Source organism: Sulfitobacter sp. HGT1 (assembly GCF_013282155.1).
Taxonomy (GTDB): Bacteria; Pseudomonadota; Alphaproteobacteria; order Rhodobacterales; family Rhodobacteraceae; genus Sulfitobacter.
On sequence record NZ_BLWI01000001.1, the window covers coordinates 139449 to 161802 of the forward strand.

Consider the following 22354-nt stretch of genomic DNA (forward strand, 5'->3'; position numbering starts at 1 on the left):
TTCGTGACCGTTAAATAATATCCGTTTAATGTTTTTCGGATCACCGTCAGCCTGAAGTAGGGGATGCGTCAGGTCATCCGTTCGGTTGCATTATGCGGCGCGCGGCCAGCGATGCAAGCACCGCATTTCGCGCGTCTGCCCTGTGATACGCCGGCAAGAAGAGCGCGATACCCGGAAAGGCGATCAGCTAGAAGGCCATCAACAGCATGGTCAGGCAGTAGGGCAAGGCACCTAACATGACCTCGTTCAGGCTTCCCGGTTTGCGCGCGCCCTGCCGCAATTGCGCCCGAAAACAGCTTGGGGTCATATCCCAGTTTGCCGGCTTGGGGCATGGCCGCGGTGTGGCAGAAACATTGTCGCCGTTGCGATATTGGCTTGTACCAGACCCACCCTGCAAACCAGCAATCCTGCGCGATAGCTCGGCCATCAGCGCGCGGTAGGGGCGGGTCTTGCTGGAGTATGAAGTGACCGGAATCCTGCTCAGGTCTGTTTGATCGTTTGCGGTTGACCGGTACCAGTGCAAGTCAAACGGGGGCAGGGCGATGTTCTCAACGGAAAACTCGGACACCGGCCCCATATACGCAAAGAACATACCATTGCGGTTTTCAACGGGTAAACCGGCCCGGCGGGGTCGCCCTGAGGTTTTTGCATCGAGGGAAAACGCGGGCGGTTCTTGTTTCAATGCAATCCGCGTCGCCAGAACCAATTGCCCGGCGTCACTGTGCACCGGTGCCAATCTCTCTTCCGACAGGTTCACGGGCACAGTCTCGCCACGCCGCTGTGTTAGCGGGCTGATCCCACGATGCCATCCGAAACAAGCTTGGCTATTTCGGCGGGGGTAAGGTTCAGGCGTTCGGTCAGAACCTCTATCGTATTTTCGCCCAAGAGGGCGGGGGCTGCGGCCTTGTTTGGTCCTGCCCCGTCAAATCGGATCGGCCCGCGCACCAGCCGCATTTCACCGATTTCCGGATGCACCACCGTTTCCACAAGGCCGCGCTTGGCAACGTGATCCTGTTCCAGCGCTTCACCGATGGACAGGATCGGCGCACTGGGCACGTCGAATTCTTCGAGCCGTTGAAGCCAGTATTCGGTGGTGTTTTGGGTCATGCGCGCATGGATGATCGGTTGCAATGCGGTGCGGTTGGCCAGTCGCGCTTCGTATAGGGCAAAACGGGCGTCTTTGATCAGGTCTTCGCGGTCCAGGCTGCGTGCGAAATTATGCCAGAAACGTTCGGTCAGGCAGGCCACGATGACATGCCCGTCAGATGTCGGGAACGACCCATAGGGTACGATGCTGGGATGTTGGGTGCCAACGGGTTCGGGGCTTTTTCCGGTGACGAAATAGATCTGCGACAAATACCCTTGCAACGCGATGAGACTGTCGAGCATCGCCACCTCGATATGCCTGCCGCGCCCGGTTGTGTTGCGTTCGTGCAGCGCTGCGAGCAATCCGAAAAGCGAAAAGATGCTTCCGGCCAGATCGCCCAAGGGAATGCCCAGCTTGTTTGGTGCCTGACCCGGTTCGCAATTCACGCTCATCACCCCGGACAGCGCTTGGGCCACAATGTCAAAGGCGGGTTTGTCGCCATGCGGGCTGTCGGTGCCAAACCCGGTGATCGAGCAATAGAGCACCCGTTCGTTCACGGCGCGCAAAGCGTCATACCCCAATCCCAGCCGGTCCATCACGCCGGGGCGGAAGTTCTCGAGAACGATGTCGCTTTGCTGCGCCAGATCCTTTGCGATCTGCATCCCTTCGGGGGATTTCAGATCAAGGGAAATGCTTTTCTTGCTCCGGTTTAGTGCCATGTAATAATGGCTCATCCCGTGTTGGAAAGGCGGGAAGTTACGGGTCTCGTCGCCGGTTGAAATCGGCTCTATCTTGATGACTTCGGCCCCCAGATCGGCCAGCACCATGCTTGCGTAAGGGCCCGACAGGATCCGTGAAAAGTCGAGGACCTTGATCCCTGCCAAAGGGCCGGCCTGCGGCCCAGTCGGGGTCTGCTCTTGGGTGTCACTCATGGTTTTCTCCCGATTGTTTTGAAATCTTCATGACGGCGGACGCGCTTGCGATCGCCTTGTCACCGCAGGTGATATCCGCATCGACAAAGATCAAAGACCGCGTTGCCTGACGGATCACGGGGCGGATTTCCAGAAAATCACCAACGCGGGCAGCACCCAGAAAACGCGTCTCCATCTGGACGGTGACCGTTGGTCGCCGGTCTGCGGCGTTCCATGCGCTAAGCGCGATCACCTGATCCAGAAGGCTGGTGATGACGCCGCCATGAACAATGCCCAGATGGTTTTTATGGGTCTCGTTGGTTTGCAGCGCATAGCTGTGTTTTTGCGCCGTTTGCGCCGACCGCAACAGCGGGCCGATCAGCGCCATAAACCCGTCAATCTTCAATGCCCGCCAGCCGTCTGGTGCAGTGCGATGTGCCGTCACGATCTAACTCCCGGTATCGATCTGAATGTTTTCGATGTGTTCCCGAATGGCCTTCATCGCCTTGACCAGTTTCGGGATTTCCTTGTCTTTCAGGCGTTCCGATATGCCAATGGCGACGATTGAACGGGTCATCTTGCCGTTTGCGCCAAAGACCGGAACCGCAACAACGGTAACGCCGGAAATATAGCTGCCCTGATCAACCGCATAGCCAAGTTCGCGCGCCTGCCTGACCTGTTCGCGCCACAACTCGTGCGAGGGCGGGTGATCCCATGCCAGCTTGTCAAACGCGGTTTTCAGCTCGTCTTCGTCCGTCATGTTGAAGGCGGCGAACAGGCGTCCGCTGGCGCTGATCAGGGCGGGAAAACGGCTGCCCAGATCGACCTGAAGCCGAAACGGTATGTCTGATTGAGAAAGCGCAACGACCACCATTTGCCCCGGCTCGGAAAGCTGGGTGGCGATCCCGGTCACACCGAATTTCTGCGACAGCTCGGACAGTTTGGGCTGGATCAACGTCGAGAAAGTGTTGCGCTGAAGTGCTGCTCTGGCGAGGGGCAGAATGCCGATTCCGATCGTGTAGCGTTTCAGATTCGAATCAAATTCCACCAGCCCCTCATCCTCGAGAACACGCAGAATATGCAGGCAGGTGCTTGGGATCAGATCAAGCTCCCTCGCGATGGGATTGACCCCGATCGGTTCGTTCGATCGTGCCAGAAGCCTCAATATAGCAAGGGCGCGGGTCACTGCCGGCACCTGTCGCTTGGTGGCTGATTTCTTGTCTTCGCTGGTCATTTCAGTCCCCTGTCTGACTCGGATATTGTTGTACATATACAATAAAGGAATCATATTGACAACAATTGATTGTGATCCCTACCATTGTCAACAATGCAGGCCACACCTTCAGAGCGGCCCGCCAGAAACTTTGGGGAGGAGACGGGAATGACCCGGTTGACGGAATTCACGTCCTACGCGGACGCTCAAAAGCACTACTCGAAAGAGAAGCTTTGGGAGCTGTTCGACGGCGACACGACGCGGTTCAATATCGGGCATGAATGCCTTGACCGGCATGTAGACGGACAAAACATAGCGCTTCGGATCGCGCATTCTGACGGTGCCGACGAAGTGCTGACCTTTGAGGAAGTCTCGCGGCGCTCCTCGCAGATCGCCCATTATCTGGATGCGAAAGGTGTCAAGAAAGGCGACCGGGTCGCGGTGATGATCGAACCCTCGCTGGCCTTTTACAGCGCCATGTTCGGGGTAATCAAAAGCGGTGCCGTTGCGGTGCCCATGTTTTCGCTTTTCGGGCCGGACGGAATTCAGCTGCGGGTGGGCGACTGCAAACCTGTGGTGTTCTTTACCAATGCTGAAAAGGCCCCTGACGCGATATCGGGGGGTGCCAGCAATGTGACGGTGGTCGATCACGATTTCCTCGAGGGGCTAAATGACCTGCCCGCCACCTATGACTGGGATACGTCGGGCCGCGATCTGGCGGTTTTGCAATATACCTCGGGGACGACCCGCGCCCTGCCTGCTGCTGTCAAACACAGCCACCAGTCGATCGTGACGCTGATGGTTGCCGCGCTTTATGCCACAGGTATTCGCCCGAACGATCGGTTCTTTTGCCCGTCATCACCCGCCTGGGGGCACGGCCTTTGGCATGGCACGCTTGCGCCGCTGGCGATGGGGGTGTCGACAGGGACATTCAGCGGCAAATTCGATGCAGTCCGCCTGCTGCGCGCCTTGCATGATTTCCGCATCACCAACCTGACGGCAGCAGCGACGCATTACCGGATGATGCGGAATTCCGGCAAGGCCGAGAGTTTTTCCTATTGCTTTGAAAAGCTGTCTTTCACCGGCGAGCCGATTGACTCTGAAACCGCGAATTACGTCGAACAGGTTTTCGGGACCAAGGTGCGTTCGATGTACGGCACGACCGAAATCGGCGTGATCATCGCAAACTATCCGGGTGCCGATGATCTTGAGGTCCGCGAAGGCGCGATGGGCAAAGCAGTTCCGGGTGTCGAGGTCGAAGTGCAACGCCCCGATGGAACACCGGCTGATCCGGGCGAGACCGGCGAACTGATGGTCAAGAAGCGCGGCGAATGGTTTCCGACCAAAGACCTGGGCCGTGTGGATGAGGATGGCTATTTTTACCACGGTGGCCGGGCCGACGATGTGATCATTTCCGCCGGCTGGACAATTGGTGCGGTCGAGGTCGAGGACGCCGTCCTGAGCCATCCGGCAGTTGCCGAATGTGCCGTCATCGGTGCCCCCGATGAGCTTCGCGGTTTGGTGGTCAAAGCTTTCATCATCCTCAAAGGCCCCGAAACACCCGGCTTGGCCAAAAGCATCCAAGATCACGTGCGCGCCAGATTGGCCCGCCATGAATACCCCCGCCAGATCGCGTTCGTCACGGAGCTTCCGAAGACGCCGGCGGGAAAAGTGAACCGAAAAATTCTGAGAGATCAGGAAGCCGAAAAACTGGCTGCTGCGGAATGATCCGCGACGCCGGCCCAATATTTTCAAGGAGAACGAAATGAACGAGATGACACGTAAATTCCCGAAGATCACGGATGAAGGTCTGGAAGACCTGCGCAAGCGCGTCGGCGTAAAAATCGAAAGAACGGTCGAGCCATGGTGCTATGAGGCGACCCGCGACAACATCCGCCACTATGCCCACGGCATCGGCGACGACAATCCGCTGTGGTGCGACCCTGAGTACGGCAAAACCACAAAATACGGTGATGTTCTGGCACTGCCGAGCTTCCTGTTTGCCACCAGCCGGATCATCTCGGGGTATGTGGGCGGTCTGCCGGGCGTTCACGCCATGTGGTCGGGCGCAAACTGGACATGGCACAAGCCGATCCTGCGCAACACGGAGTTCCGCACCGAGGCTTATCTGAAAGACCTGATCGAGCATAACACCCGCTTTGCAGGTAAGGCGATCCAGCAGATTTATCACGTTGATTTCTATGACGCGAAGACCGGCGAGATGCTGGCCGAGGCCGATAGCTGGTGTTTCCGCACCGACCGCGATCAGGCCCGCGAAAACGGCACCAAATACACCGAGGCCAAAAAGAACGGTCGCAAGGTCTATACGCAGGAAGAACTGGATAAATACTATAAGTATTACGAGCAGGAAACGATCCGCGGTGCCGAAACCCGTTATTGGGATGACGTCAACGAAGGCGACGAACTGCCCACAATGGTCAAGGGCCCGATGACGGCGACCGGTTTTATTGCTTACGCGCAGGGCTGGGGTGGTTTGTACATCCGTGCCAACAAGCTGGCCTGGCAATTGCAGCAAAAACACCCAAGCGCGGGGATCAAGAACAAGTTCGGCATTCCCGACTGCCCCGAGCGCGTGCATTGGGAAGAAGAATTTGCCCTCGAAGTCGGTGCGCCGGGTGCCTATGACTATGGCCCCGAGCGGACGTCGTGGCTGACGCACCAGATCACCAACTGGATGGGCGATGACGGTTTCCTTGCCAAGTCGAAATGCGAAGTCCGCCGTCACAACCCCGAAGGCGACATCATCCTGATCCACGGCACCGTTGTTCGCAAGTTCGAGGAAGACGGCCGCTTCTTGCTGGAAATCAAGCAACGTGCGGAACAGCAAGACGGCGAAATGTCGGCTGTTGGGTCTGCCATCGTGGAATTGCCCAAACGCTGAGGTCCACCACGCTTCAACAGCTGGGGAGGCTTCGTTGAAATTTCTGGGAAAACTTCTGACCAAGATAGAGGACACCCTTCATATCGGAGGGTGCCTCGGCCTCGTCGCCGTGGCGGCGTTGATCAATGCAGATATTCTGCTCCGGCTTTTCTTTAACAGGCCGGTGCAGATCCAGTTCGAATTGACCGAACTGTACTTGATGCCGGCACTTGCCACGTTGTCCTTGTCGCGGGTTTTCCGTGACGGCGGGCATCTGGCGCTGGATTTTGTGCCCGAACATCTACCCGGAGTTTTTGGAAGGGTTGTCGCCAAATTGCGATTGCTTTTGCCTGTGCTGTTCTTTGGCGCGGTCACATGGATGTCGGGGAAATTTGCTTTCAAAGCCATCTCGAATGGGGATGTCGAATACGGAGCAATCGATTGGCCGCTTGGGTGGGCCTACGCCGTGATCCCTTTGGGATGCAGCGTTCTGGTTCTGCGGCTGCTCCACGATGCTTTCACGCGAAAGCCGTGGTCAGTACCCACAACAAACCCAATGGGAGGAAAACCAAATGAAACATAAGAATAAACTGATTTCAGCCGTGGCAAGCGCGTTTGTATTTGCCGGAATGGCTGCCCACGCGGAAGCGCTGCGCCTTGGTGATTTTCAATCCACCAGCCACATCGTTTCTGTCGAAGGCACGACCAAGTGGATGGCCGCTGTGACCGAAGCCACAGATGGCGCGATCACCTTCGAGCATTTTCCATCACAGCAGGCGGCAAAATCCAAAGCCCAGCTGGATGCTGTCAACAACGGCATTCTGGACGTCGCATTGCTTGGCGCGTCCTATCACGCGGACGTCTTGCCACTGAACTCTGTCGTGGGGCTGCCCGGCTATTATGGCTCGGCTGAACAGGGCACAGTTGCGCTGCAAACGATGCTGCAAGACGGCCCGCTGCGCGACGAAATTCTGGCGTCGGGTGTTACACCGGTCTTTGGTTTCGTTTTGCCGCCCTATCAGGTGCTCGCCAAAAAGCGGCTTGGGATGCCAGCGGATTGGGACGGGCTTGACGTGCGCACCTCGGGGTCGACGCAAGCGATGACCGCGCGTGCGCTTGGCGGTGTTGGCATCTCAATTCCGGGGCCAGAGGTATATACCGCCGTGGAGCGTGGCCGTCTGGATGCGGTGTTGTTCCCGCTGGCATCGGTACCCGGCTACAAGCTGAACGAAGTCGTTAGCCACATTTCAACCAACGGGTCGTTCGGCGGCTACAGCTTTATCATGGTGGTCCGTACCGATCTTTTCGACGGCCTGCCTGAGGACGTTCAGGCCAAGATGCTTGCGCTTGGAAATGAAACCGCCGTTCACGTTGCACAAGCACAAGACGCGTCCGTCGAAGGGCTGATCGAAAGCTGGAAAGCGGAAGGCATCGACACCTATACGTTCACCGAAGAAGAGCTTGCGACGATCACGGATGCTTTGGTGGCTGTCAGCGTCGATTGGGCAGAGCGCCTGCAAGATGACAAGGCTGCCGCCGTTCTTGAAAGCTACAGCGCGCTGACCCGCGAATAACATCGCGTTCCGAAACACTTATCCGGGCGGTCGCTGCGGCGGCCGCCTGCCACAGACGGAGCGGAAATTCATCAGATGCTTACATTCGGTATCATACTTATTATTCTTGCCGTTCTCATGGCGGCACGCGTGCCAATCGCTTTTGCGATGGGTATCACCGGCACGCTTGGTCTTGCGGCGCAGCTTGGGTTCAAACCTGCATTGGCGGTGTTGGAACGTACCTTCTTTGACTCGTCTTCCTCCTTTATATTGGTTGCCATCCCGCTGTTTATCCTGATGGCCGAATTGCTGACCGCAGGGGATGTGACCCGCCGGGCCATCATTGCCTGCCAGTCCTGGATCGGCCACGTCAAAGGCGGACTGGCCATCGCTACTGTCGCGGCTTCGGTTCTTCTGGCGGCGCTGGTTGGCAGTTCCACGGCGTCGACGGCTGCGATGGCGGCTTCTGCATTCCCCGAGATGCGTCGACATAACTACTCTGATCGTCTTGCGGCGGCGGTTGTCAGCGTCGGCGGCACATTGGCCGTGGTCGTCCCGCCCTCTATCGTGCTGGTGGTCTATGGCGTTTTGACAGAAACCTCGATCGGCAAGCTGTTCATCGCGGGGATCATCCCCGGCCTTTTGACCGCTGTCGGTCTGGGCGTGGTGATCAAGATCATTGCCGAGACCACGGACCAAGCTCCCAAAGGCGAACCCTTTGTGCTTAACAAAGCCATCAAGCAAAGCCGGCACGTGATCCCGATGGTGTTGCTGATGATCGCCGTTATCGGTGCAATCTACGGCGGTATCGCATCGCCCTCCGAGGCGGCGGCCCTTGGGGTCATGGGGTCGCTGGTCATCGTTCTGGCGCAGCGCACCTTAAACTTTGTGCAGTTCAACAGATCGGTCAGCAGCGCCATCCGCGCCACGGTGATGATCGTCACGATCGTCGCCTGTTCGGCGATTTTCTCGAACTACCTGGCCTTTACCCGCATCACGCACAGCTTGCTGGAATTCGTGGCAACAACAGACATGCCGCGCGAAGTCATCATCGGCGTCATCATTGTCGCCCTGCTGGTCATGGGCATGTTCATGGACCAGCTTGCCATTTTGTCACTGGCCATGCCGCTGGCCTTTCCGACGGCGATGGCGCTCGAATGTAACCCGGTGTGGTTCGGCATCGTGGTGACCAAAACGGTGGAGATCGGCCTTTTGACGCCGCCGCTGGGGTTGAACGCCTATGTGGCCGCCGCACAAACCAAGGTTCCGCTCGGCACGATCTTCAGGGGGATACTGCCCTTTCTCGGGATGGAGATCATCATCCTCGTTTTGTTGCTCGCCTTCCCCCAGATCACCCTGTTCCTGCCCGACCTCATGAGCCGCTGATCCGTGGTATCACATCCTCAAACGCCCGCTCCATCGGGGGCCATGCCGCGCCTTGGCCGCAGCGATATATTGCGCGCCTCGCTTTGCGGATAACGGTTGACCTTGGCGGTCAACCGCTTGCTTGATTGCGGGGCGAACTCACTGTACATCACCGCGACGCGTCGGATGAATACAGCAGAAAATCTGGCTTTCCAAAGGCGGCTGAACAGGTCGCCTTTTTCATATTTGTCAGGGGCTTTTCATGACCATCACCCATCTTGTTACACATTCCGGCGGTTTTCATGCAGATGAATTGCTGTCCTCTGTGATCCTGACGCGGTTGTTTCCCGATGCCGAACTGGTGCGCACCCGCGATGCGGCATGGACCACCCCTGCGCCAGACAAAATCATCTATGACGTCGGCCGCCATTACGATGCCGACGCGCAGATATTCGACCACCATCAACGCCCCAACCCCCTGCGGGAAGATGGCCAGCCCTACAGTTCGTTCGGGCTGATCTGGGCGCATTACGGGCGCGACTATCTGCGCGCCTTCGGGGTGCCTGAGGTCGATGTGGAAGGCATCCACAAAAGCTTTGATACCGGTTTTGTTGTGCCGATTGATCTGGTGGATAATGGCGATCTGGCCCCGGCAACGGCTGGCCAACTGGCGGGGCTGACCTTGCCGACACTCCTCGGCACGCTCAAGCCGGTTTTTGATGACCGCAGCCCCGATGCCGACGATCAAGCCTTTGCCGCAGCGCTGCCAATTGCGCGCGCCTTTATCGAAGGGTCGCTGGCTGGCAAAGCCGCCAAGCGCCGCGCCGAAGCCGTTGTGATGGGGGCCATCGAAACTGCCGGCCCTGCGCGCGTTCTGGAACTGCCGATGGGGATGCCGTTTCGCAGCGCCATCGAAACTGCCGGTGCCGATCATCTGTTGTTCGTCGTGCACCCGCGCGACACCGATTGGGCGATCACGGGCATTCGGCTGAGCGGCGACAGCTTTGACCAGCGCGCCGATCTGCCCACCGCATGGGCGGGCCTGACCGATGCCGAGCTTGAGCAAGCATGTGGCGTGACGGGCGCAAAATTCTGCCACAACGGTTTGTTCATCGCCGTCGCCGCCACCCGCGAAGCCGCGCTCGAGATGGCGGGTTTGGCAGTCAGTGACGCAGAAAAAGCCTGAGCCGCTGCGACCTGCGCGCCGCCGCATCTGACTGACAGGTGCGGCGAGTGATGTTTGGTGTCTGATCACGCTTGCCCTTGCCCGCCACGGGGATAGACTGACCGTCCAGCAAGAGGCAGGGATTTCCGTGAAAGACCAACTTAGGCAACTGCCCCAGATCGAGGTGATGCTGACCTTTCCCAGCATTCAGGCATGCGTTGAAACCTATAGCCGGCCAGAGGTCATCGGCGCTCTTCGCGCTGCGCTGGACGCCTTGCGCAACGCGATCGGCAAAGGCGCTGAGGTGGACCTGCCTGATTTCGCGGGGGGCGGCTTTGCTGACGGTATCCGGCTGGCGATAGACCGAGCGCGTCATATGAATTTGCGACCCGTGGTGAACGCGACGGGTATCATCATCCACACCAATCTTGGCCGTGCGCGTCTTGCCCCTCAGGCAGTGCAGGCCATGCAGGATGTCGGCGCGAACGCGTCCAACCTTGAACTGAATTTGGCCACGGGCAAACGCGGCTCTCGGTATGATCATGCCGAGGCGCTGATTTGCGAACTGACGGGGGCAGAGGCCGCGTTGATTGTGAACAACTGCGCCGCCGCCGTTGTGTTGGGGTTAATGGGGACGGCGATGGGCCGCACGGTTGTCGCGTCACGGGGCGAGCTGATCGAAATCGGCGGATCGTTCCGCCTGCCGGATGTGATTGCCCAAAGCGGTGCCATCCTGCGCGAGGTCGGCGCGACCAACAAAACTCGGCTAAGCGATTATGCCGATGCGATTGATGACGACACTGCCGTTTTGTTGAAAAGCCACACCAGCAATTTCAAGATCGTGGGATTTACCTCCGCACCCGACAGGCGCGATCTGGCGAAGCTGGCCAAAGACCGGAACCTGATCCTGATGGAGGACTTGGGCAGTGGTGTCCTGATTGATCTGTCGCCTTATGGGATGACCGATGAACCTGTTGTCAGTGATATCCTCAAGGCGGGCGTTGATGTGGTGATGTTTTCCGGCGACAAGTTGCTGGGTGGCCCCCAAGCCGGGATTATCGCGGGCAAAGCCGATGTGATCGCCAAGCTGCGGTCCCATCCGTTGCTGCGGGCCTTGCGGATCGACAAGCTGTCGCTTGCAGCACTCGAGGCGACGTTGCGTTTGTACCGTGCCCCGCATGATCCGTTCAAAACGATCCCTGTGCTTCAGATGCTGTCCGAACCCCTGGACGATGTGCAAACGCGGGCCAATAGGCTTGTCGCGCTGCTAAACGGGGTGGCTGCCGCGTCTGTTGTTCCGTCGGCGGCTTTTGTCGGGGGCGGATCGTTGCCGCAGCAGGAACTGCCCAGTTTTTGTGTGAGGGTCGACCACCCCGATATGGCGGCTGATGCGCTTGCTGTTGCGTTGCGGTCTGCATCTGTGCCGGTGATCGGTCGCCTGCACCAAGGGCAGTTACTGCTCGACATGCGCACCGTGGCCGACACAGAACTGCCGCCGATCGTGGATGCAATCGGCCAAGCCTGCGCCACATGACATCGGCTTGCGTCATTGTGATCGGGCATGTGGATCATGGCAAAACCACAGTTGTACGGGGCTTGACCGGCATGGAAACGGATACCTTGCCGCAGGAAAAGCAACGCGGGTTGTCGATCAACCTTGGCTTTGCCTATTGCCGTTATCCGTCCGGCACCGTTGATCTGATCGACGCGCCCGGCCACGAGGATTTCATCCGCGCGATGGTCGCCGGTGCCAGCGGTGCGCAGGCGGCGCTGTTGGTCGTTTCCGCCGTCGATGGCGTCGCCCCCCAAACGATAGAGCATCTGCGCATTGCGAGACTTCTGGGCGTCCCTGTGCGTTTTGTCGCGGTGACCAAGGTCGATTTACTGCCCGCCGGTGATCTGGAAACGCGGCTTGAGGCGATCCGTGAAACTCTGCGCGGGTTGGGCCTTGGGGATGTGCCGTTGATACCCGTTTCTACCTACTTAGAGACTGGTATGCAGACTCTGCACAAGGGGTTGGAGGGCCTGCTGGGCGACGTCCCTGTCGCGCAACATCCGAAAGCCGGCTTTCTGCCCATCGACCGGGTTTTCACCATGCCGGGTCTGGGGACGGTCGTGACCGGAACACTGCTGGGCGGCAACCTGTCGCTGTCTGACGCGGTGAAACTGCTGCCGCAAGATCGGCCTGTGACCCTCCGAGGCGTGCAGGTGCGCGGCACCGCGCTGGACCATGCCACCCGCGGTGAACGGACGGCGGTCAATCTGCGGGGCATTGCAGCCGATGATATCACGCGGGGGGATGTGCTCTGTGCTGGCGCTGACTTTGCGGCGGCGCGCTGCATGGATGTCCGGTTGAGCTTGCTTGATGATGCGCCGTCCCCCCTGAAACATATGTCGGACGTCAGGGTTCTGTTCGGCACAACCCATACTGTCGCGACCCTGCGCCTGATGGGCGGCGGGCAGGTCGTGCAAGGTAATTCAGCCTTTGCGCAGCTGCGTTTTGACAAGCCGGTTGCGGCATTTGCAGGCCAGCGCATGATCTTGCGCGCCTTGTCACCGGCCCAGACGATTGGCGGGGCCGTGGTGCTTGATCCGCATTCGCTTGGGGTCAAATCTGGCGATGCTGCGCGTCTGGCGGTGATGCAGGCGGCGGCAGGTGGAAGGACAGGCGACATCGTTGCTGCGCTTTGTGTTCAGGGCAGGGGCTGTGCTGATCTGTCTGAGGCAGCGCGGATTGCACGGCAGAACCCGGCAAGCGTTTTGGCAGCGCTCGGGGCCGAAGTCACGCAGATCGCCCCCGGATGGATCGCCTTGTCCGACATCATCCAGACAGCACAGGCTGACCTGTTGCAAAGCCTGAAAACGTTTCATGCAGAACACCCGATCAAGCGGTTTGCACCGCGCGGCATGTGGGCGAACCGCAAGCAATCGCCGCGGCTCTCGCACTATGTGGAGCAGAGTTTGGCCAACGAAGGCGCGATCCGCTTGGCCGGTGATCAGATCGCCTTGACCAGCCATGACCCCTCCGCGGCACTAACCAAAACCCAACGCGACCGGCTGGAGGAAATCGAAAAGCAGTTCAAAGACGGGGGCACCGTGCCGCCCGGTCTTGGCACCGTCTTGGAAACCGGCGACGATCCTGACCTGCTTGCGATTTTGATGGCGGACGAGACCTTGGTCGCGCTGACCAATGTCGCGCTTAATCAGCAGGTGGTTTTTCACAGCCGGACCCTTGTGCAATCGGCCCAGACCCTGCGCGATGCGTTCCCGCCGCCGATGTCTTTCACAACGGGACAGGCGCGCGCGGCGCTGCACACCAGTCGCAAGTTCATCGTGCCGCTGTTGGAGCATTTCGACACCATCGGGGTCACGCAGCGGCAAGGTGACACTCGCCAGATGGCACCGCTTGCTGATTGATCTTTCACCTGTCCGCGCCCCCCGCTAGGGTCGCCGGACGGAGGTGACTGGAGTCTGGTGGCTTCCCTGGTCTTCAAAACCATGGACGCGCCGAAAAGGCGTGTGGTGGGTTCGATTCCCATCCACCTCCGCCAAGCGGCTGGACATTGCGCTGCAATCGCCATCAATATGCAAATGCATACTTGGGAGGGTGGCCGATGATAGATGCAGCGCGTTCTTTCACACTGAATAATCTGGACGGGGCGGCGCATGCCTTTGATGGCACAGGCCCTGCGTTGGTTTGTTTCGTGAAAGAGGATTGCGAGACCTGCAACATCGCGGGCCCTGTGATCGAGGGAATGTTCAAGGCCTATGGCAGCGGCATCGACATGGTTGTGCTGGGCCAGTCCGGTGACAATAACGGGGTGTTTGCCCGGCGTCATGGCCTGACCATGCCCGTGCTGGCGGATGCTGGATGCAAGGCGTCGTTTGATTGGGACATCGAAATCGTGCCCGCCGTGTTCTGGATTGATGAGGCTGGCAAGGTCGTCACCAAGTTCGAAGGCTTCGTGCGCGACGACTGGCAAGCGTTGTCCGATCAGATCGCGGCCGAAACAGGTCAACCCAATGCGCAGATCGACTGGGACAGTCTGCCGCCGTGGCGGCCCGGTTGCGGGTCCAAACACTTTGACCCCGAGATTTACGACAAGCTGCGTGCCGAAGCGGACGGCAGCGTCTTGCGCGCCCGCAAGGTCGAGGTTGCCAGCGGCGATGACGTGGCAGAGTTCATGTTCGATCAGGGCTTTTCGGACGGGTTGCCGCTGGTGCCACCGACGCCCGAACGGGTGATGCGGATGCTGGCCGGGACCCACCGCGACCCGCAAGAGGTGATCGCGACCGTGCCGCCCAACATGGGTGTCGCCACGGTTGAAAAGATCGCGATCAACGCGGTGATGGCGGGCTGCAAGCCTGAATATCTGCCCGTAGTCATCGCGGCAGTCGAAGCCGTTTGTACCGATGAATTCAACATTCACGGGGTGACGGCAACCACGATGGGGGCCGCGACGGTGATGGTCGTCAACGGCCCCGTGGTCGAGAAAATCGGGATGAATGCGGGCCTTGGCGCGATGGGGGCCGGCAACCGTGCCAACGCCACCATCGGGCGCGCGCTGCGTCTGGTGATCCGCAATGTGGGCGGTGCGACGACAGGGGGCGTTGAACGGTCGACGCTTGGCAATCCAATGAAATACACCATGTGCTTTGCCGAAAACGAAGCCGTGTCGCCGTGGGAGCCGCTGCATGTCGAGCGCGGTTTCAAGGCGGAAGATTCCGTCGTCACCGTCTTTGCCATGACAGGTGGCCCGGTGCATATCGTCGACCAGACCTCGCGCAAGCCGGACCAGATTGCCGGATCATTGGGGCAGGGGCTGGAAGGGGTGTTCATGCCCAAACTGCACAACCTGCCCGTCGACGCACTGCTGGTGGTGTGCCCTGAACATATCAACACGCTGACCGTTGAGGGTGATTATTCCAAGGACCGTCTGCGCGACCGCATTCAGGAAGTCACATCGCGCCCCCTGCGTGAAATGGTCCAGAATGATCATTCCGGCGCGGGGATCCCTGTTGCGGATGCCGAAAAGATGGGGCCGGAAAAACTGGCGCAGCTGGCCCCGAAATTCGCCGGCAAGGAATATATTCATATCGTTGTCGCAGGCGGCGAGGCCGGCAAGTTCTCGTCGGCCTTCCATGGCTGGGCCACGGGCGCGGTCGGGTCAATTTCCGTTTCCAGAAAGATCGATCTGGGCTAGCATTATATTTAGAGGAGGACATGAATGACCATAATTCTCGACCCGACGGATGAACGCGTCCCGGTCGTGCGTCAGATTACCGAACGAACCGGATCGGTGCAGGGGGTCGTGGGGCTGCTGAACATCAGCAAACCGCGCGGCAATATCCTGCTGGACGAACTGGACCGTTTGATAGCCGAAGGCGCGCCGGGCGTTGAAATCCGCCGCTATACCAAACCGACCTTCGCCAAGCCGTGCCCCGACGCATTGCGCCATCAAATTCGCGACGAATGCGATTTTATGATCGAGGCATTGGCGGACTGAGGATCATGTACCACGTGCAGTATGCACGATACAGTCTGGTTTGAAATCCAGGGGATCCCGTCCGTTTCCGTCGCCTCGAGCGCGTTTGGCCAAGCTGCGGAAACGCAGCGCAAAGCGTTAGGTATGGAGGGCGCAAGATACGTGTTGGTGCCGCATCCCATTCAGGATGCCACCGACGACGAAATGCGCATCAAAGCCCGCGAAGCCTATGACCAGATCATGGCAGCGCTAAGCGATAAATAACGAAAAAAGCGGCGCAGGGGAAACCTTGGGCCGCTTTATAATTCAGTGACCCAGCACGCTTTGGACAGGTCGTTGTCAAGCCACACCAGATCATCGACGCGGTCAAGCGACGGTGCGCGGCGCAACATCTGCGCAGGGATCGTCGTCGCGCGGGCCAGCGCCTTTTCCAGCGGTTCCTTGACCTGCTCGACCAGCACGCGGATCGCCTGTGGCATTGTCAGATCAGCGCCGGCGAGGGTGCCATCGGCAAGGGTAAGCCTGCCCTGGCTGCGCATAATTTCGCGGCCGTTCAGCGTGAAGCTGGTGATGTCCGACCCCGCCGTGGCCATCGCATCGGTCACCAGAAACACGTCGCTTGGGCCCATGTTGGCAGCGAGCGCGTTGCGGATTATCGCGGGATGAACATGCACAGCATCTGCAATCAAACCACTGGCCACCCCGCCATGATCCAGCGCGGCACCGACCAGACCGGGCGCGCGGCCCTGGGCCTGGCTCATGGCATTGAACAGATGGGTGGCGCAGCGTGCGCCAGCGTCAAAGGCGGCCATCGCGGTATCGTAATCGCAATCGCTGTGGCCAAGCGATACGATGATGCCCGCATCTGCCATCGCCCTGATCTGCGCGTTTGTCACGCTTTCGGGGGCGACCGTCATCATCAGGTTGGGAATGTGGTTGGCGGCATCCAACAGCCCGCGAAGATCACTGTCTTGCATCGGGCGGATCAGCGTACCGTCATGCGCGCCCTTGCGGGCAACGCTCAGATGCGGCCCCTCAAGGTGCAGGCCAGCGATGCCGGGTATTTTCTGGTCCAGCGCGGTCGTAACGGCGCTGATCGCTGCGGCGGTCTGATCGGGGGTGTCGGTGATCAGTGTGGGCAGGATCGCCAATGTGCCCAACCCCCGATGCGCCGCTGCGATGGTGGCAAGGGTTTCGACAGTGGGGGCATCGTTGAACATCACACCGCCGCCGCCATTGACCTGCAAATCCACAAATCCGGGTGACAGGGTGCCGCCGTCCAGCGCCTTTATCTCGCAGTCGGAGGGCAGGTCTTGCGGTTTGACGATGCGGGTTTCGCCATTTGAAAGCGCCTGCAATGCGTGAGCGTCCCACATGGCGGTGCCATCAAAAATCCGCGCCCCGACATAGGCCGTCACGGCGCGGGTCATTCGGCCGCAGCAGTCATCGCCAGGGCAAAGGCACCATCGACGGCGCGCCCCTTTGCCGAGACCAGATTGGCGGTCATATGTTCGGGCAGATAGGGCGCGTAATGTGGCCCGACCCCGCCCGACAGGCACAGGATGTCATTGGTCTGATACTCAAGCGCGCCGATCGCATTTTTCAGATAATCCGCACCGCGCTGCATCAGCATCGTGCCAATGGCATCGCCCGCCGCCGCCGTTTCCACAACGTCCGGTGCAAGGGTGCCGAAATCGCCGGGGCGCGCCTTGAGGCTGAACTGCACGATCCCCGCCGCCCCGCCGAGCTTTTCCAGCATCCGGTCAGACAGGGCGCTTGGCGGGACGATCCCATCGACCACCAGCAACGTCTGTTCTAGCGCGCCATGCCCCAGCCATGCGCCCGACGCCTGATCCGACACCTGATAACACCAACCGCCGATGCAGGTCTGAACGGCGCTGCGTTGCCGTGCAATGATCGTGCCGGTTCCAAGCGCCACGACATATCCGTCATCCGCGCCGATGGCCCCGACAATGGTGGTTGTCGTGTCTTCGGTGACAATGCTTTTGGCAAAGGGCAGCGCATCTGTGACCCGCTTGCCAATTTCCGGCCCTGTGAACCCGGCCAGCCCCAGATGGGCGACAGCATGGTTCATCTGTTCCAGATCCTGACCGGCATCTTTTACGGCAGCGCGGGTCGCTTCCAGAATATGGGCGATTGCTTCGTCGAAATTGGTACTGACGTTGGCGCGGCCGCCTTTGGCCTCTGCCAGAATGCCATCTTGGGCGGTGCCAACCACAACGCGACAGCCGGTCCCGCCGCCGTCGACGCCAATAAGAATAGGGGGGTATTGATCCATCATAGGGCTTGTCTAAGATACCTGTTTTGTCGGGGAAAGGATATTTTCCCTGTTGGAGTAAAAGCGTTCGCGCAAATCCATTTACAAATTGCCCGCCTCAATGCTAAGTTAGCGCTAACATTAGTCGAGCAATCACAATTGTGGTAGCCTGAACTGATCACAAGGGGATTATTATGCTGAACGAAACCGTCGCGCGCGTCACCAACCGCATCATCGAAAGAAGCGCCGCTGGCCGTCAGGCATATCTGGGCCGGATGCACGGGGCCGCCGAAGCAGGTCCGGCACGGGCGCATTTGTCGTGCAGCGGGCAGGCACATGCCTATGCGGGCGCGGGGCCGGATCAAAACGCGTTGGCAACGCAATCCTCCGGCAATATCGGTATCATCACCACCTATAACGACATGCTGTCGGCGCATCAGCCGTTTGAACGGTTTCCCGAAATCATCCGCGATGCCGCCCGCGCGGCAGGGGGCACGGCACAGGTTGCAGGCGGGGTTCCTGCGATGTGCGACGGCGTCACCCAAGGCACGCCGGGGATGGAGCTGAGCCTGTTTTCACGCGATATCATCGCAATGGCAGCGGGTGTCGGCCTTAGCCACAACACGTTTGATTCCGCGGTTTTCCTTGGGGTGTGCGACAAGATTGTGCCGGGGCTGGTGATTGCCGCACAGGCGTTTGGCCATTTGCCTGCGGTGTTTTTGCCAGCGGGGCCGATGACCTCGGGCATCTCGAACGATGAAAAGGCCGTTGTGCGCCAGAAATTCGCATCAGGCGAAGCAACCCGCGAAGAGCTGATGGCGTCGGAAATGGCGGCCTATCATGGTCCGGGAACCTGCACGTTTTACGGCACCGCCAACACCAACCAGATGTTGATGGAATTCATGGGCCTGCACCTGCCCGGCGCATCCTTTGTGAACCCAAACACACCGCTGCGCGATGCGCTGACTGTTGCGGGCGCACAGCGCGCTCTAGCGATCAGCCACTTGGGCGACAGCTATACGCCGGTCTGCGATGTGCTGGATGAAAAGGCCTATGTAAACGGCATCGTCGGCTTGCACGCGACGGGCGGATCGACGAACCTGCTGATCCATCTGGTTGCGATGGCGCGTGCCGGTGGCATCATTCTGGACTGGCAGGATTTCTCGGATCTGGCCGAGGTGACGCCATTGCTGGCGCGGGTCTATCCAAACGGTCTGGCGGATGTGAACCATTTCCATGCCGCAGGCGGTTTGGGGTATATGATCGGTCAATTGCTGAGCGGCGGTTTGCTGCATGAGGATGTGAAAACCATCGCCGGTGACGGGCTTGCCCGCTATACCCGCGACCCCAAGCTGAAAGACGGCGCGGTTGAATGGGTCGATGGCCCGACCGAGACCTTGAACGACAAGATCCTGCGTCCGGTGGGTGACCCTTTCCAGCCGACAGGCGGGCTCAAGCGGTTGTCAGGATCATTGGGCAACGCCGTGACCAAAGTTTCAGCGGTCAAGCCCGAGCACCATATTGTCGAAGCACCGGCACGGGTGTTTCACGATCAGGAATCAGTGAAAGAAGCCTATAAGAAAGGTGAATTCACCAGCGATGTCGTTGTTGTTGTCCGGTTTCAGGGGCCAAAAGCCAACGGGATGCCCGAATTGCACAGCCTGACGCCGGTACTGGCGAACCTGCAAGCCAAGGGGCTGAAGGTCGCGTTGGTGACAGATGGCCGGATGTCCGGTGCATCGGGCAAGGTTCTCAGCGCGATCCATGTCTGCCCCGAAGCGCTGGATGGTGGCCCGATTGCCCGCATTCAGGATGGTGACATTATCCGTGTGGATGCCCGTGATGGTGTGCTTGAGGTCATAACCCCCGGTGCGCTTGACCGCCCCGTCACGACCGCTGACCTGTCGGGGAATGAATACGGTCAGGGGCGCGAACTGTTCGCGAATTTCCGCAGGACTGTCGGGGCTGCCGATACCGGTGCCAGCAGTATTTGAATTGAATAAAGGACGATTTCCATGACCCCACAACAAGCAAGCGCCGCCGCCTATGACATCTGCAAACTGGCCCCCATCGTGCCGGTTCTGGTTGTTCATGACGTGGCCCATGCCCGCCCGCTGGCCGAGGCGCTGGTCGCCGGTGGCCTGCCTGCGCTTGAGGTAACCTTGCGCACCGATTGTGCGTTGGACGTGATCGCGCAAATGGCCAAAGTCGAGGGCGGCGTTGTAGGCGCAGGCACATTGCTGACGCCGGATGATGTCAAACGTGCGGTGGATGCAGGCGCGAAATTCGGCGTCTCGCCCGGGGCGACCGACAAATTGCTGCAAGCCGCCGAAGACCTTGGCCTGCCGATGTTGCCCGGTGCCGCTACCGCATCTGAGGCGATGCGCCTGCTGGAACGCGGCTATGACATGCTCAAGTTTTTTCCGGCCGAAGCTTCGGGGGGCGCACCTGCGTTGAAATCCCTCGCGTCGCCGCTGCCGCAGATCCGGTTCTGCCCAACAGGCGGCGTCAGCCCTGCCAATGCCGAAAGCTATCTGTCTTTGCCCAATGTGGTTTGCGCCGGTGGCAGCTGGGTCGCCCCCGATGCGCTGGTGCGCCAAGGCGACTGGGCCGCAATCACCGAACTGGCCCGCGCGGCAAGCAAGCTGGGGCGCTAAAGCGACGCGGCAGCGCGGCTGGCCTGATCATATTGGCCTGAAATAGCACGCAAACGGGCGGCGATCTCGCGTAGGTCGTCGCCTTTCATATCTGTGCGGTCCAGATTGTCGATCAGGCAGGTGTTGCGCACGGCGCGGTAAGCCTCAATCAGTTCGGCACCTTTGGGTGACGTTCTGTAAAATACTTCCTTGCCCCGTTTATCGGCCTCAAGCAGCCCTGATTTCAGCAGCTTGCGCAGCGCATAGTTCACCGTATGGGTATCTTCGATGTTCAGCATAAAACAGATATCGGTGAGCCGTTTTTCACGGCCCCGGTGATTGGTGTTGTGCAGCACCAGAATTTCCAGAGGCGTCAGATCGGAATTGCCCGCCGCCGTCATGCAGCGCGACATCCAGCGGCTAAAGGCATTATAGGCAATGATCATCCCGTATTCGAGCTCGGATGCCTCCCAGCCTTCGCCCTCGGCCAGGTGGCGTGATGATACAATCCGGCGGGAAGGCTGTGATTTCGGTTCTGACATAAGGCATCCACGGCTGATTATTGTTGTCGTTACGTTAGCGATTTGTGTGCGTCATGCAACGTTTCGAACATTCGGCGGTCCAAAAATGGTCGCATTTCCGGCATAGGTCAAACCGCGTTGCCGCCGCGCAATTCCGAATCTGATCCTCCCCCTCGGCCATGGCGTCTAATTGGGGCTAATCCTGGAGAGACACCCATGCTCAAGGTCCTTACCGCCGCCGCGGTTTTGCTGTTTTCGCTCCCTCAGGCAACGGCAGCGGAGGCGCGCGCATATCTTGGCTATGGCCGGTTGATCACCAACGACTTTCTGGGCGATCTTCAAGACCGTGAACGCACCGGTTCCGTGACCTCTTCGCGGGTTTGGGGGCCGGAATGGACCGGCACGCTGCCCCGGCAATTTGGCAAACTGATCGAATTGCGTTTGGGGATCGAGGTGCTGGCACCCGATAATCTGACCACCCCTGCCGCCGGGTCGCGCCCTTGGGCCGGGGCCTTGTCTGTCGGGATGCACAGCCATTTCCAGCACAAAGGCACAGAATTTGCAGTGGGCGCGTCGCTTTTTGTGACCGGGCCGCAGACGCGTCTGGGGATGTTGCAGCGCGAATTTCACGACTTGATCGGGGATAACCCCCCGACGGCGCTGACATTGAACAACCAGATCGGCAACGGGTTTCACCCCACGGTGCTGATCGAGGCGGGGCGCAGCGTCGGGTTGGGCGAAAACCGGACTTTCCGCCCCTTTATCCAAGGGCAGGCAGGCATTGAAACAATGATGCGCGCCGGGTTTGATTTGACGTTCGGATCGGTCGGAACGGATGCCCTTTTGGTGCGCGACGGCACGTCGGGCCACCGCTACCGCGTGATCCAGAACACCCGCAATACCGGTTTCAGCTTTGTTGCCGGTGCCGATATTGCCTATGTCCGCGAAAGTACGTTTTTGCCCGAAAGCCGTGGATATACCCTGACCGATCACCGCGACCGCGTGCGTCTTGGCATGCATTGGCAAGGCAAGGATGCGTCGGCGTTTTACGGGGTTACGTGGCTGGGCAAGGAATATGAAACCCAACCGGACGATCAGATCGTAGGATCGTTGCGTATCAATTTATCGTTCTGAAGGCGCTACATCTAGCGGGCTTATGCCCTTGCTGCCCTACATGGGGGATATCCGGCGGTACCTGGGGAAAAATTAAGACTTTTTGCAACGCGTTGAATTGACTGAAAGAAATGGCCTTTGCAGA

The 22354-nt window shown here is 59.4% G+C and carries 20 protein-coding genes and 1 tRNA gene; 14 read left to right on the top strand and 7 right to left on the bottom strand.

Going from position 1 to position 22354, the window contains the following annotated elements; genetic code table 11:
* Window positions 1-187 precede the first annotated feature (187 nt).
* The 4 genes from HGT1_RS18255 to HGT1_RS00650 are packed head-to-tail and all read right to left on the bottom strand — an operon-like array spanning window position 188 to window position 3232.
* Complete coding sequence (locus HGT1_RS18255) at window positions 188-757, bottom strand: hypothetical protein (protein WP_255200046.1); 570 nt, start codon at window positions 755-757, stop codon at window positions 188-190.
* 26 nt (window positions 758-783) lie between these two features.
* Entirely contained in the window at window positions 784-2019 is a 1236-nt protein-coding gene (locus HGT1_RS00640) for a CaiB/BaiF CoA-transferase family protein (RefSeq protein WP_176248045.1), read from the bottom strand.
* Complete coding sequence (locus HGT1_RS00645; protein WP_255200047.1) at window positions 2012-2443, bottom strand: PaaI family thioesterase; 432 nt, start codon at window positions 2441-2443, stop codon at window positions 2012-2014. Before HGT1_RS00645 ends, HGT1_RS00640 begins: the two co-directional genes overlap by 8 nt.
* A gap of 3 nt (window positions 2444-2446) precedes the next feature.
* The gene (locus tag HGT1_RS00650; protein ID WP_176248046.1) at window positions 2447-3232 is read right to left on the bottom strand and encodes an IclR family transcriptional regulator; all 786 of its coding nucleotides are present in this window, start codon (window positions 3230-3232) and stop codon (window positions 2447-2449) included.
* Window positions 3233-3379: 147 nt separating this feature from the next.
* On the opposite strand from HGT1_RS00650, the gene HGT1_RS00655 reads away from it, so the two are divergent.
* From HGT1_RS00655 to HGT1_RS18425, 11 genes are all read left to right on the top strand, one after another.
* Entirely contained in the window at window positions 3380-4939 is a 1560-nt protein-coding gene (locus HGT1_RS00655) for an acyl-CoA synthetase (protein ID WP_176248047.1), read from the top strand.
* A 37-nt stretch (window positions 4940-4976) separates the two neighbouring features.
* Entirely contained in the window at window positions 4977-6113 is a 1137-nt protein-coding gene (locus HGT1_RS00660; protein WP_176248048.1) for a MaoC family dehydratase N-terminal domain-containing protein, read from the top strand.
* Window positions 6079-6675 (top strand): TRAP transporter small permease, encoded by a 597-nt coding sequence (locus tag HGT1_RS00665; RefSeq protein ID WP_255200048.1) that lies wholly within the window; start codon window positions 6079-6081, stop codon window positions 6673-6675. Before HGT1_RS00660 ends, HGT1_RS00665 begins: the two co-directional genes overlap by 35 nt.
* Window positions 6665-7666, top strand: a complete 1002-nt coding sequence (dctP, locus tag HGT1_RS00670) for a TRAP transporter substrate-binding protein DctP (protein WP_176248049.1) — start codon at window positions 6665-6667, stop codon at window positions 7664-7666. The genes HGT1_RS00665 and dctP overlap by 11 nt, the downstream gene beginning before the upstream one ends.
* Before the next feature lie 75 nt (window positions 7667-7741).
* Window positions 7742-9031: a TRAP transporter large permease gene (locus HGT1_RS00675; RefSeq protein ID WP_176248050.1), complete on the top strand. Its 1290-nt coding sequence runs from the start codon at window positions 7742-7744 to the stop codon at window positions 9029-9031.
* A gap of 241 nt (window positions 9032-9272) precedes the next feature.
* Window positions 9273-10196, top strand: coding sequence for an MYG1 family protein (locus HGT1_RS00680; protein WP_176248051.1), 924 nt, complete (start codon window positions 9273-9275; stop codon window positions 10194-10196).
* 127 nt (window positions 10197-10323) lie between these two features.
* Complete coding sequence (gene selA, locus HGT1_RS00685; protein WP_176248052.1) at window positions 10324-11709, top strand: L-seryl-tRNA(Sec) selenium transferase; 1386 nt, start codon at window positions 10324-10326, stop codon at window positions 11707-11709.
* Complete coding sequence (gene selB / locus HGT1_RS00690) at window positions 11706-13592, top strand: selenocysteine-specific translation elongation factor (protein WP_176248053.1); 1887 nt, start codon at window positions 11706-11708, stop codon at window positions 13590-13592. The genes selA and selB overlap by 4 nt, the downstream gene beginning before the upstream one ends.
* Window positions 13593-13631: 39 nt before the next feature.
* Window positions 13632-13726 (top strand) — tRNA-Sec (locus HGT1_RS00695).
* Window positions 13727-13789: 63 nt separating this feature from the next.
* Window positions 13790-15379: a redoxin domain-containing protein gene (locus HGT1_RS00700; RefSeq protein WP_176248054.1), complete on the top strand. Its 1590-nt coding sequence runs from the start codon at window positions 13790-13792 to the stop codon at window positions 15377-15379.
* 24 nt (window positions 15380-15403) lie between these two features.
* Window positions 15404-15925: a UGSC family (seleno)protein gene (locus HGT1_RS18425; protein ID WP_295510849.1), complete on the top strand. Its 522-nt coding sequence runs from the start codon at window positions 15404-15406 to the stop codon at window positions 15923-15925.
* A 35-nt stretch (window positions 15926-15960) separates the two neighbouring features.
* Here HGT1_RS18425 and nagA read toward each other — a convergent pair whose 3' ends face one another.
* Window positions 15961-17091 (bottom strand): N-acetylglucosamine-6-phosphate deacetylase, encoded by a 1131-nt coding sequence (gene nagA / locus HGT1_RS00715; protein ID WP_176248057.1) that lies wholly within the window; start codon window positions 17089-17091, stop codon window positions 15961-15963.
* On the bottom strand, window positions 17088-17963 hold the full coding sequence (locus tag HGT1_RS00720; RefSeq protein ID WP_176248058.1) for a BadF/BadG/BcrA/BcrD ATPase family protein: 876 nt from the start codon (window positions 17961-17963) through the stop codon (window positions 17088-17090). The genes nagA and HGT1_RS00720 overlap by 4 nt, the downstream gene beginning before the upstream one ends.
* A gap of 170 nt (window positions 17964-18133) precedes the next feature.
* Between HGT1_RS00720 and edd the strand changes: the two genes are divergently transcribed.
* Entirely contained in the window at window positions 18134-19933 is a 1800-nt protein-coding gene (gene edd, locus HGT1_RS00725) for a phosphogluconate dehydratase (protein WP_176248059.1), read from the top strand.
* A 21-nt stretch (window positions 19934-19954) separates the two neighbouring features.
* Window positions 19955-20596, top strand: coding sequence for a bifunctional 4-hydroxy-2-oxoglutarate aldolase/2-dehydro-3-deoxy-phosphogluconate aldolase (locus HGT1_RS00730; RefSeq protein ID WP_176248060.1), 642 nt, complete (start codon window positions 19955-19957; stop codon window positions 20594-20596).
* Here HGT1_RS00730 and HGT1_RS00735 read toward each other — a convergent pair.
* The gene (locus tag HGT1_RS00735; RefSeq protein WP_176248061.1) at window positions 20593-21117 is read right to left on the bottom strand and encodes a winged helix DNA-binding protein; all 525 of its coding nucleotides are present in this window, start codon (window positions 21115-21117) and stop codon (window positions 20593-20595) included. The genes HGT1_RS00730 and HGT1_RS00735 overlap by 4 nt on opposite strands.
* A 195-nt stretch (window positions 21118-21312) precedes the next feature.
* On the opposite strand from HGT1_RS00735, the gene HGT1_RS00740 reads away from it, so the two are divergent.
* The gene (locus HGT1_RS00740) at window positions 21313-22230 is read left to right on the top strand and encodes a lipid A-modifier LpxR family protein (protein WP_176248062.1); all 918 of its coding nucleotides are present in this window, start codon (window positions 21313-21315) and stop codon (window positions 22228-22230) included.
* The last annotated feature ends 124 nt before the right edge of the window (window positions 22231-22354 follow it).

What these genes read in the sequence shown, in the direction of transcription:
- nagA (WP_176248057.1), bottom strand. Translation starts at nt 17,091, where the DNA reads ATGACCCGCGCCGTGACGGCCTATGTCGGGGCGCGGATTTTTGATGGC.
- HGT1_RS00675 (WP_176248050.1), top strand. Translation starts at nt 7,742, where the DNA reads ATGCTTACATTCGGTATCATACTTATTATTCTTGCCGTTCTCATGGCG.
- HGT1_RS00680 (WP_176248051.1), top strand. Translation starts at nt 9,273, where the DNA reads ATGACCATCACCCATCTTGTTACACATTCCGGCGGTTTTCATGCAGAT.
- HGT1_RS00650 (WP_176248046.1), bottom strand. Translation starts at nt 3,232, where the DNA reads ATGACCAGCGAAGACAAGAAATCAGCCACCAAGCGACAGGTGCCGGCA.
- HGT1_RS00660 (WP_176248048.1), top strand. Translation starts at nt 4,977, where the DNA reads ATGAACGAGATGACACGTAAATTCCCGAAGATCACGGATGAAGGTCTG.
- HGT1_RS00655 (WP_176248047.1), top strand. Translation starts at nt 3,380, where the DNA reads ATGACCCGGTTGACGGAATTCACGTCCTACGCGGACGCTCAAAAGCAC.
- HGT1_RS00640 (WP_176248045.1), bottom strand. Translation starts at nt 2,019, where the DNA reads ATGAGTGACACCCAAGAGCAGACCCCGACTGGGCCGCAGGCCGGCCCT.
- HGT1_RS00720 (WP_176248058.1), bottom strand. Translation starts at nt 17,963, where the DNA reads ATGATGGATCAATACCCCCCTATTCTTATTGGCGTCGACGGCGGCGGG.
- HGT1_RS00730 (WP_176248060.1), top strand. Translation starts at nt 19,955, where the DNA reads ATGACCCCACAACAAGCAAGCGCCGCCGCCTATGACATCTGCAAACTG.
- HGT1_RS00700 (WP_176248054.1), top strand. Translation starts at nt 13,790, where the DNA reads ATGATAGATGCAGCGCGTTCTTTCACACTGAATAATCTGGACGGGGCG.
- selB (WP_176248053.1), top strand. Translation starts at nt 11,706, where the DNA reads ATGACATCGGCTTGCGTCATTGTGATCGGGCATGTGGATCATGGCAAA.
- edd (WP_176248059.1), top strand. Translation starts at nt 18,134, where the DNA reads ATGCTGAACGAAACCGTCGCGCGCGTCACCAACCGCATCATCGAAAGA.
- dctP (WP_176248049.1), top strand. Translation starts at nt 6,665, where the DNA reads ATGAAACATAAGAATAAACTGATTTCAGCCGTGGCAAGCGCGTTTGTA.
- HGT1_RS00740 (WP_176248062.1), top strand. Translation starts at nt 21,313, where the DNA reads ATGCTCAAGGTCCTTACCGCCGCCGCGGTTTTGCTGTTTTCGCTCCCT.
- HGT1_RS00735 (WP_176248061.1), bottom strand. Translation starts at nt 21,117, where the DNA reads ATGTCAGAACCGAAATCACAGCCTTCCCGCCGGATTGTATCATCACGC.